This is a genomic window from Bartonella sp. AU16XJBT (assembly GCF_028618665.1).
Classification (GTDB): Bacteria; Pseudomonadota; Alphaproteobacteria; order Rhizobiales; family Rhizobiaceae; genus Bartonella.
Map to the genome: position 1 here is coordinate 1 of NZ_JAQITF010000002.1, position 16,513 is coordinate 16,513.

Sequence of the window (16,513 nt, forward strand, 5' to 3'; positions counted from 1 at the left end):
TAAGCAGTTTAGTGAGTGAGAAGTTGAAGTTCTATGGTGAGGCGCATTATGTTAAAGGGCGTAAAACAAAACAGTCTCTTCAGGGCATTATAGGGGTACGTTATAGTTTCTAATTATTAGGGGTATTGTTTGATTGATCTCAGTGTGTGTGGGGATTTTCAAACCTAGACACGAAGTCTCTAGATCTGTCTTCTTTAAAAAAGAAAGCTTTCATAAAGGGTATATAATTTTGCATGTTATTTTTTTCTTATAATTTTTTACTGCTTAAATGGTCATTTTGATGGGAAGCGTTGAAGAATATAAGAAGGAGTTCAGCATTTACTGAGAGGCGGATATGCATCTTATATAATGGAGACACAATATAGGTATTTTTATTTCTATTGAAGTCTTCTTTATAATTTATTCTATATTTTTGAGAATTTGTGTAGATTTTTGCAGAGTCACTTGGCAAAGGGCGGCTTGCTCGCTATAGAAACAGTCAGAAAATGTTATAAGAGAAATAAAGGTGACGAAATGGCTTTAGAGCGTACTTTTTCGATGATTAAACCAGATGCAACCCGTCGTAATTTGACGGGCGCAATTACGAAAATGCTTGAGGATGCGGGGTTGCGTGTTATTGCATCTAAACGTGTGTGGATGAGCAAGCGTGAGGCTGAAAAATTTTATGCTATTCATAAAGAACGTCCTTTTTTTAGCGAATTGGTTGAATTTATGTCTTCTGGTCCAACAGTTGTACAGGTTTTGGAAGGAGAAAACGCAATAGCTAAAAATCGTGAAGTGATGGGTGCTACAAATCCTAGTGATGCAGAAGAAGGAACAATTCGTAAGGTTCATGCTTTGTCGATTGGTGAAAATTCTGTCCATGGATCCGATAGTGCTGAAACGGCAAAAACAGAAATTGCTTTTTGGTTTTCTGAGGTAGAAATTGTTGGTTAATAAAAGCGACAATAAGAAACAAAAAACCGAAACATAATGTTTCGGGTTTTTGTTTACAAGATTATAGATCTCTTTGAGAGATATGTAGATCACCGTTTTTTCCGCTTTTAATATTGCAACTGTTTTTGCAAGAGCCTATTATTCTCTTCTTGAATGTCTTTGTACGCCAACTTCGTTTGTAATGGGCAAAAGAAGAGTTTTAATTGATTCATCATCAATAGATTTGAAGTACGTAGATTTACGATATCTCTTTTCTTGTTTAAGTTGCAGAAAGATAGATTGTTATTACAAATCAAGAGACGATTTCATGAGATGACGTGTTTTAAACCTGCGCGAAAATAATCCCATCCTGTCCACAATGTAAGGAGGGCAGAAATCCACAGCATAGTAATGCCAAATTCTACTGTGTAAGGGAAAATTTTATTACCAGCTGGCCCCGCTAAAAGGAAGACAATAGCGATCATTTGTACAAAAGTTTTCCACTTTGCAAGACGAGAGACCGGAACGCTCACTTTTAATTCAGCTAAATATTCACGTAATCCTGATACAAGAATTTCTCGGCAAAGAATGATAATGGCTGCCCATAGAGTCCATCCGGCAATGGTAGTATCTGCGGCAAGCAAGAGCAAGCAGGCAGAGACAAGAAGTTTATCGGCAATTGGATCTAACATGCGACCAATATTGGATGTTTGTTCCCAAATACGGGCAAGGTAGCCATCAAGAAAGTCAGTAATGGATGCAACAACAAAAATGGAAACGGCAATCCAGCGTGCGATATCGCTTGATTGTAGGCGTCCTTCTACAAAAAAGCAGGCAACAACCATTGGGACTGCAACAATTCGTGCATAAGTTAAAATATTTGGAAAAGAAAAAGTATGATTTTTCATAGAGCTATTTTTAATTCTTGTAAAAGAGAATATATCCCCTAAACGTAACAAGGCTAAGGTGATGAAACAAGCCTATTTTTCATGAAAATGGTTATGAATTTTTTGTGCAATTGTGACAGAGATTCCTGTAACTTTTTTCAAATCTTCAAGTGAGGCATCAGCAACAGCTTTGGCACTTCCAAAATGATGAAGCAACGCACGTTTTCTTGTCGGACCGATATTTTCTATTTCATCAAGTAGATTTTTGAATGTTGCTTTCTTTCGTTTTATTCTATGCGTTCCAATGGCAAAACGATGTGCTTCATCACGCAGACGTTGCAAAAAATAGAGGATAGGATCACGTGGGGGAAGTGTAAAAGGAGGGGAACCTTTTATAAAAAATCGTTCACGTCCTGCATGGCGGTCAATACCTTTGGCGATTCCAATAACTGTGATCAGGTTATTTAATTGTAATTCAGCAAGTATTGTATGTACACTGTTGATTTGTCCTTCACCACCATCGATTAAGATAAGATCAGGCCAAATGGGAACAAGATCTTTCTCTTGATCTTGTATGTCATGATTTTTATTTGGCAAATCATATTCTTTGATAAGGCGTGAAAATCTTCGTTTAATGACTTCTTTCATCATGCCCAAATCATCGCCAGGCGTGATATCTGTTGAGCGAATGTTGAATTTGCGATATTGATTTTTAACAAATCCCATTTGACCCGCAACAATCATGGCACCGACAGAATTTGTTCCCATAATATGAGAATTGTCATAGACTTCTATACGGCGCGGAGGAAAAGGGAGTTGGAATGTTTCAGCAAGCCCCTGAAGCAATTTTGTATGGGTAGCTGTTTCAGCAAGCTTATATTCAAGTGCTTCATGAGCATTGAGATAGGCGTGATTAACAAGCGTTTTTCGTTCACCTTGCTTGGGTAAAGAGAGAGATACTTTGTGATTTGCTTTGAGACTAAATGCTTCTGTAAGAAGTGCCTTTTCTTCAATTTCTTCAGATAAAAGGATGCTTTTGGGAAGGGGTTTATCATCGTAAAATTGGGCCAGAAAACTCGCTAAAATTTCAGTACGGGAAAAAGAGGAATCTGCTTTAGGAAAATAGGCACGGTTTCCCCAATTTTGCCCCATACGAAAAAAGAATACTTGAATGCAGGTCATTCCTTCTTTTTGTGCAATTGCAAAGACATCCGCTTCTTTTATCGTTTGGGGATTAATACCTTGATGGCTTTGTATGTGAGAAAGGGCTGATAAGCGATCACGATAGGAAGCAGCTTGTTCAAAATCAAGATTTTCTGCGGCTTTATGCATAGCTTGAACCATATCATTTTTAACAGATTGATCTTTTCCCGAAAGGAACGCTTTTGCTTCTCTCACCAGTTCTTTATAATCACTGTCATTAATTTCATGGGTACAAGGTGCAGAACATCGCTTAATTTGATAAAGCAAACAGGGGCGCGTCCGATTTTCAAAAATTGTATCGGCACAGGTCCGTAATAAAAAAGCGCGTTGTAAAACATGAATTGTTTGTGTTACCGCACCAACAGAAGCAAAAGGCCCAAAATAATGGGCTTTTTGTGTTCGCGCACCACGATGTTTGTAAAGTCCAGGTGCTCGATGATCATTTGTAATCATAATATAAGGGAAGCTTTTATCATCACGGAGCAATACATTAAAATGGGGATGCAATTTTTTGATGAGATTTGCTTCTAGAAGGAGCGCTTCTGTTTCTGTGTGGGTAACGATAAATTCCATATGATATGTTGCACGAATCATGCGGGTAATACGATTATTGTGTCCTTGTTCACGTGCATAGTTTGAAACACGTTTTTTGAGATTACGGGCTTTGCCAACGTAGAGAATATCACCATTTTCACCAATCATCCGGTAAACTCCCGGCTTATGCGGGAGGTGTCTAACAAACTCTTGTATGAATTTGACACCTTGGAATTGATTTTTCCCATTGCTTTGATTGGCATTGTTCCATGTAAGATTAGAGAGAAAAGAAAGCTTTTCTCGTTTATTTTTCAGACAATTTGTATTATTTTCTAGGATCATTCCGTTTATCAAGAAATGCTTTTTGTTTACTCTATTAAATATTCTTTTTTATTAAATAACGATTGTTTATATCTTTAATAGTTTTTGTCCATCAATAACACATTATAGCATAAGAATGTAATTTTAGAGTGCCTATCTTTCATAAAAAATATAAGAGTTATTATTTAAGACAGCTTTATGAATACGCCCCATTGATTCATTAAAAATCATTGGAATAAAAAATCCATGATGATAAGAGAATGAACTTTCTAAAAGAAAAAATAATTACGAAATAAAGAATTGATTTATAAAGATAATTTATCATTATTTACATTGAATTAAATTTCTGAATAGCGTAAGATTCTCTCATTTCAAACCTATTCTATGTTAAATCAATCAAAATCATGTCTCTTGCATGTTACAAGCGGGGAGAGTCGCGTGGAGTGAAACTGTATAAGAAAGGACTAAAAACGCCTCTTATGAGCCGTCTCAAGTGCCAACGACTGTTTGCAACATTTGAGGGTTGGCAAAATGTATGATGGCGCCAACTTGCTCTTGTATGAGGCGTAAAGAGGGTGTTGCTCAATAGCTTTATTGTTCCATGATTCACGGAATAGTTATAAGCTTGCCATTATTATATTATGTGTTGATATTATCACAAAAATAATAAAATCTCATTGCCTTTATATCTTACAAAAGGGTATTTTTTAGGGAAAATATATAAGGGCAAAATCTAACTTAATAGATGTTCTTTTTGAATCCACTTATGCGTTATTTGGGCACTTTCATCTTGTCCAAGACGGCTGATAAGAAAGGGAGTGAGTTTTTTCATTTCTTCTTCCAAAACATAGGGAGGATTGATAATGATCATCCCACTTCCATTCATTGTAGGTAGACTTGAATTTTTTCGGATACGCATTTCAAGCTGTAGAATTTTAGGAATTCCTGTTTGATAAAGTGCGTGAAGAAAACTTTCAATTTCTTTGTCATATTTAACAGGATACCACAAAGCGTAGATCCCTCCAGAAAAACGGCGATAGGCTTTCATTAATCCCTCAATAAGGCGAGAAAATTCTCCAGTTTTTTCAAAAGGAGGGTCAACAAGGATAAACCCACGTTTTTCTTTTGGTGGTAAATGAGCATTTAAGGAAAGCCAACCATCTAAATGCAGAACTTTTGTTTGATAATCGCCAGCAAAATTTTTTGCTAAAATAGGATAATCTTCATTGTGCAATTCTATTGCGGTGAGGCGGTCTTGTTTCCGTAATAAGTGACGAATAAGAACAGGAGATCCAGGATAAAATACAATTTCTTTTTCCCCTTTATTGAGGGTATCAATGATATCGCACCATGGACAAAGGAGCACTCTTAAATCTTCTGGGATAGGCGTTGAAAAAATTCGTTGTACACCTTCGCGCCACTCTTCTGTCTTATGGGCTTCTAAAGAAGAGAGGTCATAAATACCGATACCAGCATGCGTATCTATAACGCGAAAAGCTTTTTCTTTGCGTTTAAGATACTCTACAATGCGCGTGACAACAATGTGTTTAAAAACATCAGCAAAATTGCCAGCATGATAAATATGCCGATAATTCATGGAGAAAACTCTATCATATGAATAACTGTATCAGATTATTAGCATAGAATAATAGAATTGATATCCATAAAAATTTTCTCGAAGAAATCAAATAAAACTCTCATCAAAAAATTATACATATATATTAATGTCGTGAGAGCATTTATTCACTAGGATTTTAAATCTTTTATATGAAAGTTGGATAAGAAGCAGGCAAACAATTCAATGGAAGCTCTTTAATGAATAACGATGAAAGCTGGCATCGTCATATTCCTAGTATTGCGACTTATTGGCTAGCCTCCTTGACACTTGAGTTGGTCTATAAGAGCCATTTTAATAGTTTTTATCTCTCTATGCTAACCTTGTTTGTGATGTACAAGTGAATGATTCTTATTAATATTTTACGCATTAATAAAACATATTCCCAGATATGATCATACGGAATAAATGTTGTCTAATACGCATTTTGAGTGAGTCCATATTGCTACAACTCTTTGATTTATAATAATTAATTGCTTTGTATGTTGAATGAGAGTCCCGAATACCGTAAGATTCTCTCATTTCAAATCTGTTTATATTGAGTCAATCAAAACCATTCGTTTGCACATTACAAGCGGGATTAGCATGTGGATAAAAACTATAGAAGAAAGGAATAAAAATGGTTCTTATGAATCGTCTTAATGCAAGGGCTGTCGCAACATTGGGAACTGGCAAATATAATGATGATGAGTGCCGGCTTGCGGTATCACGCTTAATATTTAGAAAACTATGATGATATTCAGAAAAGTATGATCCTGCACCTTTTAAAAATTTGACTGATTGATTACGATCATTGCTCATATTGTTTATGAAACAATTGATAACAGGATTCCTGCAATGCAAAGAATTGTTGAAAATATTATTCGTAAAATGATAGGTTTTGAGGCTAATTTAATATTAGATGATGTGTTAAAGAAAACTCTTTCAGCGAATATACTTTCGAAAAAACTTTCAGAGACATGTAAATTTTTTTATGGAAGGTTATGATATTATTCTCATTGGTAAAGTTGATTTGGAAGAGATATTTGCAAATTCATGTACGATACCGTTTTTAAAAGAAAAGACATTGGATACCGTATTTGCAGGGAGATGAGCAGTCCAAGAGATCATAGGAAGCTTCTTAAAAAAAGTTTTTAAGCCTTTTGAATTTTGTAGGGAGTCGTTTATCATTTTTGAATGGTTTGTGTTGTAATATGCTAAAAAGGGATGAGACGATAAAAGTTCGTTTACGTCGTTTCCATTAAAAAGCGTGTGATTGCTTTTCGGTTGAGAAAGAAATATACAAGGAGGATACGATATTTGATACTCTCTTCAGAGGAAGCATAAATAAGTGAGATAAAATTTAAAAGCATAGGGTTAGAGAGAGTAATGGGTAATATTTTTTCACCAGCACATTTAATTGTAATTTTATTGCTTATTTTAGTGCTTTTCGGGCGTGGTAAAATTTCTGAATTAATGGGTGATGTTGCTAAGGGCATTAAAGCCTTCAAAAAGAATATGAAGGAAGAAGAGGGGAGTATTGAGGATAAAGTTGGAATTGCTGATAGTTCCCAAATAATTGAGGGAGAATCTCAACAATCTCAGCCATTATCGGTAAAACGTGCAGCAACACGTAGAAAGGCGTCTTCTGACTCTAAAGGGGGCAAGGCATCTGTTGCTAAAAAACAGCGTGTCAAATAACAAAAACGTCATCATCATTGTGCATTATTTTTTTATGAGGAAGTCGAGTATAAGCGATGTTTGGGATTGATGGACCAGAGCTTGTCGTGATCTTACTTGTTCTCATCATTGTCGTTGGACCAAAAGATTTACCTAAAATACTAAAGACAATAGCAAAGGTAAGAGCGTATGTGTATTCAACTGCAAATGAACTTCGTTACCAGTTTGATGATGTAATAAAACAAATCGAGAGCGATGATTTGCAAAAAACATCTTCGGATATTAATGATTCAAGCAAGAAGTTGGCAGAAACTTTTGATCCTATTCAAAATACATTAGAGGATATCCATGATAATTTGGATGTTAAGGCAACACACCATAAATCAAAAAAAGATAAAGAAGTTTTGGAGTGTGATCAAAAGGTAATCAAGAAAGATATAACAATCTCTATAGCGTCTCATCATTCTGAAAGCATTTCTGTTGTTTCTAAAGATAAAGAAGATGTGTCATGAATGTAAAAAAAGATGAAGTTGATGCCAATATGGCGCCACTTTTAGAACATTTAATTGAACTTCGTCAGCGAATTATTTCTGCCTTGGTTGCATTTATGATCGCTTTTATGATGTGTTTTCTTGTTAAAGATTATATCTTAAATTTTTTACTATGGCCGTATCAGTGGGCGATGAAAATAGCAGGTGGATATCCTGAGAGTATTCGTTTGCAATCAACACAAGTATGGGAAACTTTTTTAACTAAGATGAAACTTGCTGCCTTTGGGGGAATTATTTTATCTTTTCCCTATACGGCTTTTCAGTTTTATCGTTTTATTGCACCAGGGCTTTATAAAAATGAGCGCATAGCTTTTTTACCATTTCTCATTGGTGGTCCTATTTTATTTTGTATTGGAGGAGCATTTGTTTATGCTCTATTGGCACCCATAATACTATGGTTTAGCCTTTCTCAACAATTTCTTCCAGATTCTCATTTAAAAATAGAGTTTATAGTGCGTATTTCTGATTATTTGGGCTTTATGACGTCGTTTATCCTCATTTTTGGTTTGATCTTTCAATTGCCTCTGGTCATTAGTCTTTTAACAAAAGTTGGACTTTTAACGTCTCATGATTTGGTGTCTAAACGAAAATGGGCTATTCTGCTCTCTTTTACCATTGCGGCAATGATAACGCCGTCGGATTTTTTTACGATGTTTGCAGTAGCTTTACCAACAATAGCGCTTTATGAGATCTCAATTTTAATTGCTTACGGTATAGAAAAGAGAAGAAAATCCGCTTAAGAAAAGTGTATAATCTTACGCGATGAGAAATGAGTAAAAACAATATAGAATAAAAATAATGTAAATGAGGAATTTTGATGCTTGATATTAAGTGGATTCGCGAAAATCCTGAGAAATTAGATAAAGCGCTCGCAAGTAGAGGTCTTGAGCCACAAGCTGAAAGGTTAATACAACTTGATCTTGCACGCCGGTCACATGTTGCTAAGGTGCAATTGGCGCAGGAGCGTCGCAATGCGGTTTCAAAGGAAATAGGACAAGCTTTAGCTATCTCTGACGAGCAAATGGCTGAACGCCTTAGGGCTGAAGTTGAAGAGCTTAAAGTCTTTCTTTCTTCTGCCACAGCGGAAGAAAAACAGCTGACGGAAAGTCTTGAAAAAATTCTTTCAGCACTTCCCAATATTCCATTGGATGATGTTCCAGAGGGTAAAGATGAAAGTGATAATGTCGTCATTCGACATTTTGGGATACCTCCAATATTTAATTTTACACCAAAGGAGCATTTTGATCTTGGTCAAGATCTCAAGCAGATGAACTTTGAGCGAGCTAGTCGTTTGTCTGGAACACGTTTTACAGTGCTTTCAGGGGCGTTAGCGCGGCTAGAACGTGCATTAGGACAATTTATGCTTGATGTGCATGTCAATGAGCATGGTTATACAGAAGTTTCTGTGCCTCTTCTTGTTCGTGATGAGATTGTTTACGGAGCAGCCCAATTGCCGAAGTTTGCTGAAGATCTGTTTCAAACAACAGATGGTCGGTGGCTTATTTCTACAGCAGAAGTACCTTTAACCAATTTGGTCAACGATGAAATTCTTGAAATATCAGATTTGCCACTGCGATTTTCTTCTTTATCTCCCTGTTTTCGTTCAGAGGCGGGAGCCGCTGGTCGTGATACGCGCGGTATGTTGCGTCAGCACCAATTTTGGAAGGTAGAAATGGTCTCGATTACCAGTGAAGAGCAGTCTCTCATGGAATTGGAACGTATGACAGAATGTGCAGAAGATATATTAAAACGACTCGGTTTGCCTTTTCGCACAGTAGTTCTTTCTACGGGGGATATGGGGTTTGCAGCATGTAAAACCTATGACATTGAGGTTTGGCTTCCTGGTCAAGAATGTTATCGTGAAATTTCTAGCTGTTCAGTTTGTGGAGACTTTCAAGGTCGTCGTATGAATGCTCGTTATCGTAAAGAAGGTGATAAAAAATTGCATTTTGTTCATAGTCTTAATGGTTCTGGTACAGCTGTTGGCCGTTGTCTTATTGCTGTGCTTGAAAATTATCAACAGGCTGATGGGTCAATTATTGTTCCAGATGTTTTACAACCCTATATGGGAGGCATGCGTTGTATTGCTGCTTAATTTTGCGAAAGGAGGGCAATATGCGTTATTGCAAAGAGGGTATGCAAACGCAAGATTTTGCCATTTTAAAAGAGGTGGTTTGTAGGGATGATAAAAGTGCACCTCCAAGAGAGTGAATGATACTATGGGGCAAAAGGGTATTTTACAATTTCGTGAGGAGTTGGCTGCTCTTGTACTGAAAATGCGTAGCAAAGGCATTGATGACGTGCGATTTTTTTCGGCATTAGAGAAAATTCCACGTCAACAATTTGTTTCTGCTCCTTGGTTTAATAGTGCTTATGATAATAAAGTTATTCCCCTTGAGTGTGGTGAATATATGGAACGTTTGGAAGAACAACTCTTGATTCTTTCGGCACTCTCATTGAAAAAAAAGCATCGTGTCTTAGAAATTGGTACAGGCTCTGGCTTTTGTACTGCTCTTATGGCATGTCTGAGTGACCGTGTGACAACGGTTGATCGTTATAAAACGCTTGTTGATTTGGCACGCCAAAAGTTTCAAACTTTGGGCATTGAAAATATTGTTATACGGCAGATTGATGGAAGTTATAGTGTGACAGGTTTGGGATCATTTGATCGCATTCTTGTTTGGCCATCACGTTCTGATGAACCCAAGGAGCTTTTAGAACTTTTAGCTGAAAATGGAATTCTCATTCAGGCGATAGGACCGGATGAAGGGGTACAAACGGTGACGCGCTATACAAAAATTGGGTGTCGATTTGAGTGTTTAGAACTCTTTCAAGTGCGTTATCAACCTTTTATTAAAGGTATTGCGGAGAAACTTTAATTTTTAAAATTTAAGAAATAGCGCAAATTATTTCACTTTTTTTGTTTTTGTTAAATTCATTTTGATCTTAATTAAAGATATTTATGAATAAAACATCTCATTTTAACCCTTCGGTAATTTAAAAAAGCTTTAATGGAGTGAGTTGAGTATTGATGAGTGAGCAAAACTATGTGTTTAAAAGCTTTAGGTAATATTTTCCGGCATAATTTTCAGAGAATAACTTTTTTAGCGGTGGCAACTATTGTTGCTGGTTGTAGTTCTGGTACACAACGTTTTTCTAATATTGTCTCTCATCATACGGTATCATCTCAATCAAATATATCAAACTCTATGTCTACAGATCCGCGAATGCTATCGTATGGTGGGGGGATGATACAAAGCACTGAATTGCCACCTGTAGAACCAAGTGATGATTCGTGGATCGATGATAATTCTTCCTATAATTCTCCACAGCAAGGTAGGGGAGCTTCTTCTGATGGTCGGGTTATGGGAGTTCCTCCACGTAATCTTGGAACGCTTTCCCGTTCACAAACGGATAACTCTCCTATTTTTCGGCGGAACTCTTATATTGTGCAGAGTGGAGATACACTCCTCAGTATTGCACGACAAATAGGGGTTAGTGTTGAGGCTTTAAAATCGGCAAATGGTATAAACAGCAATTCCATTTATATCGGTCAGGTCCTTGTGGTTCCAAGCCGGCGTACATTAGAAGCTCCCAAACCGCCCAGTCATAACGATTGGGCAGCGTCAAAAGCAGAATCTTCATTCCAATCTCAAGTGACATCTTCTATAAAGCACAAGAAGACTTCTCCTATATATAAAGCTCCTGTAACAATACCACCTTCTGCACAGATGAACAGATCAAATCTTGAAAACAATTCTTCTAAACAGATGAAGCAATTGAACCATGAGTCTGATTTATCAAGTGCTGTTACGAATACAGATAATATTAGGACGCCGCAAGCCACAGGAATTTCTAAAATGCGTTGGCCAGTACGAGGGCGTTTATTAAGCCAGTTTGGTCAAAAAAAAGGAACCATAATGAATCGAGGAATAGACATTGCAGTGCCTGAAGGATCATCGGTAAAGGCAGCGGAAAATGGTGTCGTTATTTACGCGGGAGATGGATTAAAAGAGCTGGGTAATGTTGTTATGATTCGACATGAAAATAATATTATCACTATTTATGGATGTAATAGTCAGCTTGTTGTTAACAAAGGACAAAGGATAAGACGGGGTGATGAGATTGCTAAGTCTGGTGTTTCTGGAAATGTTAAAACGCCACGTGTTTATTTTGAGATGCGTAAGAATTCGTTACCGGTTGATCCTCTTAAATATTTAGAAAACTAATTTATTGATGATATTCAATTTGAATAAGCTTATAGTTTATAGAAATTTCATGAAAACAAGTTATTTTCTTAAATCAATAACACTCATCAGAACGTTTGAAATTTTCTCAAGCTTCTGCTTTCGGTGCTAATTCTGCAATAACATGATCTTTTTGCTCAATTTGCCTTTGTAGATGTTTCAAGGCAAAAAGCAATGCTTGAAGAGTTGAATAACCAATTTATGGGATTGCTCCTTTCTTCAAAGCCGTTCACATTTGATAAAGTATTGACATGCTTCATGTACTTTATCATTACGCTCGATCATCGAAAGGTGTTTTCCCCATGTCTAACATAATGAGTCAGCAGAAAACCATTGGTTTAAAAGAGCAGTTCGTTGTGTTTATTAGTTAGCTATTATCATCTTTGTGTTTATGAAGGTATAAAACAATATACCATATCATATTATTTGTTAGCACCCAACGTTCGCAATACTCTTGTATTTGAGAGGGGACATGAGAAGAGATATTGAATTTCTTATCATAAAGAATTTTTATCTTTATGTTCATTTCACAGGTGTAATGTGCAAGAAAATCGTTTTGATTCATTCAAAGGGTTTGAAATGAGAGCGTTTTACGGTATTTAACCCTATCATTCGACAATTAGAAATAATGAATTATCTCTATAAATTAAAGTTTTTCCATTAGAAAAATTTTTTTATATCATTTATTGAGTGAGTGAGAAGGATATCTAGTGTAGGATATATAATAAAGAAAAATAAATCTGTTTTTTAAAGATTTTTCTTATTGTATTCTGTCTCTTAAGGATTTATTGCATTTTTATAAAGCTGAGATTACGTTATATCATCATTACTTTTTATGATAAATTCTTGAGGATATTTTTTCTGAATCGGAATTTTATTTTAATAGAGTGGGAAGTATATGAAGTTTAACTATAGGAGATAAAAATGTTTATTACGAACGCTTATGCTCAAGTTGCAGGCGATGTTTCCGGTGGAATTTCATTTGTTAATGCTGTCCCATTCATTTTAATTTTTGCAATTATGTATTTTTTTGTCATTCGGCCCCAGCAAGCCCAAATGAAAAAACGACAGGAAATGCTCAATGCAGTACGTCGCGGTGATACAGTTATAACGGGTGGTGGTATTATTGGCAAGGTTACAAAGGTTCATGACGAGAGTGGTGAATTAGAGGTTGAAATTGGTGAGAGTATGAATATTCGTGTTATTCGCTCAACATTAGCCGATGTGCGCGTTAAAGGTGAGCCGATTGCAGAAAAAAAATCAAAGCTTCATGCTAAAGCAAAAACACCACAAAAGTCTAAATCTAAGACGACAACGGAAGAAAATGTGAGTATCTCTAAAGAGAAAAAAGCGCTGTCAAAGGAAAATAAGGAAAATGCATCTTAAAGTGTGAATGCAATTTATACTATTTTAAAAAGCATTTTTATAAAAAATATCGAAATATAAAGACAATTTCATGAGGGGGGATGGTTTTTATAATCACGAAAGGGAGAGTGTTGTCTTTGTTTTCTGTAGGCGATTAAAATAGTTGCTTTATTATGGGGTATTACGATTATGGGGTATTACGGCAAATTTTCCTATTTTTTAAACAATATCCTTATTTCTATAAAGAGAAGTTTCTCACTTTTTAGCCAACTCAGTTGAGAAAAATTTTTAAAACGTAGATAAATATAGTATTTAATCGCGGTTTATTGCCAACTTTTCACATATTTTTGTATGATCCAATCAAGGTTTTATAGTAAAAATTTCTACCTCAATATTCTGATGGATTATAGTTAATATATCAATGTTTTATCTTACCATTAACTTTTATAGTGAGCCGTAAAAGACAAGTGGATTTTCAAAAATAAAGGGTGCTTATTCATGTCTGATGCAATTCAAATTCGAGAAGCACATTTTCCAAGTCGTGCGCCTATTGATGCTTATGGAAATGGTGGATTTCGTTTTGCTGATATGTCCCATAGAGGTTCTATTATTTGTGTCCCATCAGGAATTTATGGCATTGATATGGTAGGGCCTATTCCCTCTCAAGGGGATCTATCTCGTGTTTTAGAAGAAGCAAATGAGATTGAAGTTTTGTTAATAGGCACTGGAACTGAATTATTACGATTACCTGAAGAGTTACGGGCCCTTTTATGGGAAAAGCGTATTTCATCAGATACAATGGGTACGGGAGCAGCAGTGCGTACATTTAATGTTTTATTGGCTGAAGATCGCGCTGTTGCGGCGTTATTATTTGCGGTAGAATAAAGTATTGTTTAATAAAATAAATACTTTTAATCTCGCATAAAAGACGAGTGTGATTATTTTGCGGTGCCGCAAAATACCGTCGTTTAAGGCGGTAATATAGGAACATAAAGTATACATAACTTAACACATTAAGTGTATTTTTAATACAGCAGCAAATATTCAGAGTTGAGTTAGCCTGTAGCCGCCTAGAGTATCACATCAGTGATTAAGCCTCTAGCACTTGAGGCGATTATAAGAGGCATTTTTATTCCTTTTTTAAGAGTAACTACACACCCGTTCTGCGTGTGAGGTGAAAGGGAATAGATTTAAAATAAGAGAAACATATGATCTTAGTTTTTTCCATTCAAAAGACAAAACGATAAATTATTATTATAAATTAATTCGCCACAAGCAGTAGGAACTTATCAAGAGCAATTGAATTTTTGACAAACTGGTACGGGTAGGAAGCTTTGTCCTTTGAGGGGGCCGGAAGAGGTCAATAATTTGATTAAGTTTTTGTAATCAGTTCATTTTCTATAAAAGTGCATTGGCATCTATTCAGTCAAAAAGTGTTTTGCATTGTCTGTGGCTCTAAGTTTCATGACGCATGTTACGATTCATTTTTAGCTGTTTTTACTACAAATGAAAGCTTAAATCTTATGAGAGAAATTTTATCAAAAAAGTGATTTATTTAATTTTAAAGAATTTTCTTGTTGAAAAGAAAAGGTACTCAAAAAAGAACTTTTAATTCATCATACATTAAGAGACACATTAAAAATCTTATTCTCTGAGTTGTATTTTCTTATCTCTCATTTTTAAATATGAATAAAAAGAGAATATTAATTTAATTGCTAAAAAAGGAACGTTAATAGGCTCACAGAATGATAGGTTCTCTTCCTTATAGTTTTGATATTTTACGTAACATAGATCGTGATCGCTATATATCGGTTTTATTTGCACCTAAAAAAAAGCGCAAAGCATTGGCTGCTCTTTACGCATTTAATGCTGAGATTTCTCGTATTCGTGAAAGTGTCCATGATCCATTCATCGGAGAAATACGATTACGCTGGTGGTATGATTCTATCGCGGGTGAAATGCAAACGAGTGAAAGTAATCCAATTTTGAGTGATTTATTGGCAGCAATGACCCTTTTTAATTTACCTAAGACAGCTTTTTTACGGTATTGTGATGCACAAATTTTAGATCTTTACCACAATCCGATAGAAACGCTTCATGATCTCGAGTATTATTGTGGTGAGACAGCAAGCATAATTTTACAGCTTTCTTGTCAGATATTAGATCCTGATGTTGCACAAGATTTTATAGATATCTATGAACATGGAGGGATTGCTCAAGGATTAAGCGGTGTATTGCGTCTTTTATCATTCATGCAATCACGATATCACTATTATTTACCTACTGATATGCTGAAAGCTTTAGGGGTGAATAGGGAAGATTTAGATTCTCATCGTCTCAGTGATCAACAAAAGGGCCAGATTGTTGAAGCTATGGTAGCATTATCACGCGATCATTATAGTAAATTTTACGCGTATTCTCGTGCTTTACCTAGAACCCTTAAGCCAGCATTTCTTCCATTGGTTATTATACCGGCTTCTCTTCAAAAGGCTCTACAGCTGGGGGCTGCAATTTTTCAAGAAAGTGCAACTTTGCTATTGATACATCGCTATTGGTTGATAACAAGAGCAGCAATAAGTGGTAATTTTCCAAAGATGTTATAAAGAATATGACGACGTTAGAGTTAGGCTGATTTTTTCATGTTGAAAATAAAAGGAGATATTGTAATTCCAAACCATTTCTTTGTTATCAAAAACATTGATATAGTTCTTTCTATGAACGCAAAAGAGTAAGAGATTTAAAGACCTTGAAAATATAGTGTATTGGATGGCTGAGTGGCAAGCCGGCACCATTGTTATATCGGCCAAGCTTCCAATATTACGATAGTCCTTGGCATTTGAGACTTTTCATAAGAGGCATGCCCTTTCTTTAATGTATATCCAAACGCTAATTCCGCTTATAACGTGCAAGCGAGAGATTTTGATTGATTTAATCATAAACAGATTTGGAATAAAAGAAGCTTATGGTATTAAGGATTTTTATTCAATATGAATGACGCTATATTATCATTATAAATCAATGCATTATACGGTAAAGGAAAACATAAGATAAAGCTTAATACATTGGTTCATTTGGTGAAAAATTTTGATATTGAGTGCTCTGAATGTATTGGTCGCGTCTTATTTGTAAATGAAATATAATTTCTATTTTATTATGAGAGAAGTTATCTTGGCTGCCTATTAAGTCTATAAAAAATGCTCATTTTGAGAAATTAAA

The 16,513-nt window shown here is 35.6% G+C and carries 15 protein-coding genes and 1 pseudogene; 12 read left to right on the forward strand and 4 right to left on the reverse strand.

Features of this window, described 5'->3' with window-relative positions; translation table 11 throughout:
- Together PVV66_RS09705 and ndk are read left to right on the forward strand one after the other, a co-directional pair.
- A partial coding sequence (locus PVV66_RS09705) for an autotransporter outer membrane beta-barrel domain-containing protein (RefSeq protein WP_404977270.1) occupies positions 1 to 113 on the forward strand: 113 nt, incomplete at its 5' end.
- Between the two features lie 400 nt (positions 114 to 513).
- Positions 514 to 936, forward strand: a complete 423-nt coding sequence (ndk, locus tag PVV66_RS01155) for a nucleoside-diphosphate kinase (RefSeq protein WP_273718505.1) — start codon at positions 514 to 516, stop codon at positions 934 to 936.
- Between the two features lie 305 nt (positions 937 to 1,241).
- Here ndk and pgsA read toward each other — a convergent pair whose 3' ends face one another.
- From pgsA to PVV66_RS01170, 3 genes are all read right to left on the reverse strand, one after another.
- Positions 1,242 to 1,823 carry a CDP-diacylglycerol--glycerol-3-phosphate 3-phosphatidyltransferase gene (gene pgsA, locus PVV66_RS01160; protein WP_273718506.1) on the reverse strand — a complete coding sequence of 194 codons (582 nt, stop codon included), beginning with the start codon at positions 1,821 to 1,823 and terminating at the stop codon, positions 1,242 to 1,244.
- A 72-nt stretch (positions 1,824 to 1,895) separates the two neighbouring features.
- Positions 1,896 to 3,881: an excinuclease ABC subunit UvrC gene (gene uvrC, locus PVV66_RS01165; protein WP_273718643.1), complete on the reverse strand. Its 1,986-nt coding sequence runs from the start codon at positions 3,879 to 3,881 to the stop codon at positions 1,896 to 1,898.
- A gap of 712 nt (positions 3,882 to 4,593) precedes the next feature.
- Positions 4,594 to 5,457 carry a 23S rRNA (adenine(2030)-N(6))-methyltransferase RlmJ gene (locus PVV66_RS01170; protein ID WP_273718508.1) on the reverse strand — a complete coding sequence of 288 codons (864 nt, stop codon included), beginning with the start codon at positions 5,455 to 5,457 and terminating at the stop codon, positions 4,594 to 4,596.
- A 218-nt stretch (positions 5,458 to 5,675) separates the two neighbouring features.
- Here PVV66_RS01170 and PVV66_RS01175 point away from each other — a divergent pair, with 218 nt between their 5' ends.
- The 7 genes from PVV66_RS01175 to PVV66_RS01205 all read left to right on the forward strand — a co-directional run bounded on the left by PVV66_RS01175 (position 5,676) and on the right by PVV66_RS01205 (position 11,914).
- Positions 5,676 to 5,819 carry a hypothetical protein gene (locus PVV66_RS01175; RefSeq protein ID WP_273718510.1) on the forward strand — a complete coding sequence of 48 codons (144 nt, stop codon included), beginning with the start codon at positions 5,676 to 5,678 and terminating at the stop codon, positions 5,817 to 5,819.
- Positions 5,820 to 6,843: 1,024 nt separating this feature from the next.
- Positions 6,844 to 7,155: a twin-arginine translocase TatA/TatE family subunit gene (tatA, locus tag PVV66_RS01180; protein ID WP_273718511.1), complete on the forward strand. Its 312-nt coding sequence runs from the start codon at positions 6,844 to 6,846 to the stop codon at positions 7,153 to 7,155.
- Positions 7,156 to 7,211: 56 nt separating this feature from the next.
- On the forward strand, positions 7,212 to 7,646 hold the full coding sequence (locus PVV66_RS01185; protein ID WP_273718513.1) for a twin-arginine translocase subunit TatB: 435 nt from the start codon (positions 7,212 to 7,214) through the stop codon (positions 7,644 to 7,646).
- Entirely contained in the window at positions 7,643 to 8,425 is a 783-nt protein-coding gene (tatC, locus tag PVV66_RS01190) for a twin-arginine translocase subunit TatC (RefSeq protein ID WP_273718516.1), read from the forward strand. Before PVV66_RS01185 ends, tatC begins: the two co-directional genes overlap by 4 nt.
- Positions 8,426 to 8,502: 77 nt before the next feature.
- Positions 8,503 to 9,780, forward strand: a complete 1,278-nt coding sequence (gene serS / locus PVV66_RS01195; protein WP_273718517.1) for a serine--tRNA ligase — start codon at positions 8,503 to 8,505, stop codon at positions 9,778 to 9,780.
- A 124-nt stretch (positions 9,781 to 9,904) separates the two neighbouring features.
- Positions 9,905 to 10,564 (forward strand): protein-L-isoaspartate(D-aspartate) O-methyltransferase, encoded by a 660-nt coding sequence (locus tag PVV66_RS01200; RefSeq protein WP_273718645.1) that lies wholly within the window; start codon positions 9,905 to 9,907, stop codon positions 10,562 to 10,564.
- Positions 10,565 to 10,732: 168 nt separating this feature from the next.
- Complete coding sequence (locus PVV66_RS01205; RefSeq protein WP_273718519.1) at positions 10,733 to 11,914, forward strand: M23 family metallopeptidase; 1,182 nt, start codon at positions 10,733 to 10,735, stop codon at positions 11,912 to 11,914.
- A 109-nt stretch (positions 11,915 to 12,023) separates the two neighbouring features.
- Here the strand turns inward: PVV66_RS01205 and PVV66_RS01210 are convergent.
- A pseudogene (locus PVV66_RS01210) lies at positions 12,024 to 12,229 on the reverse strand (phage antirepressor Ant); the annotation flags it as partial.
- Positions 12,230 to 12,856: 627 nt separating this feature from the next.
- Here PVV66_RS01210 and yajC point away from each other — a divergent pair.
- From yajC to PVV66_RS01225, 3 genes are all read left to right on the forward strand, one after another.
- Positions 12,857 to 13,318 (forward strand): preprotein translocase subunit YajC, encoded by a 462-nt coding sequence (yajC, locus tag PVV66_RS01215; protein WP_273718521.1) that lies wholly within the window; start codon positions 12,857 to 12,859, stop codon positions 13,316 to 13,318.
- Between the two features lie 477 nt (positions 13,319 to 13,795).
- The gene (locus PVV66_RS01220; protein WP_273718523.1) at positions 13,796 to 14,182 is read left to right on the forward strand and encodes an Mth938-like domain-containing protein; all 387 of its coding nucleotides are present in this window, start codon (positions 13,796 to 13,798) and stop codon (positions 14,180 to 14,182) included.
- A gap of 860 nt (positions 14,183 to 15,042) precedes the next feature.
- Positions 15,043 to 15,900 (forward strand): phytoene/squalene synthase family protein, encoded by an 858-nt coding sequence (locus PVV66_RS01225; protein WP_273718524.1) that lies wholly within the window; start codon positions 15,043 to 15,045, stop codon positions 15,898 to 15,900.
- Positions 15,901 to 16,513: the final 613 nt, after the last annotated feature.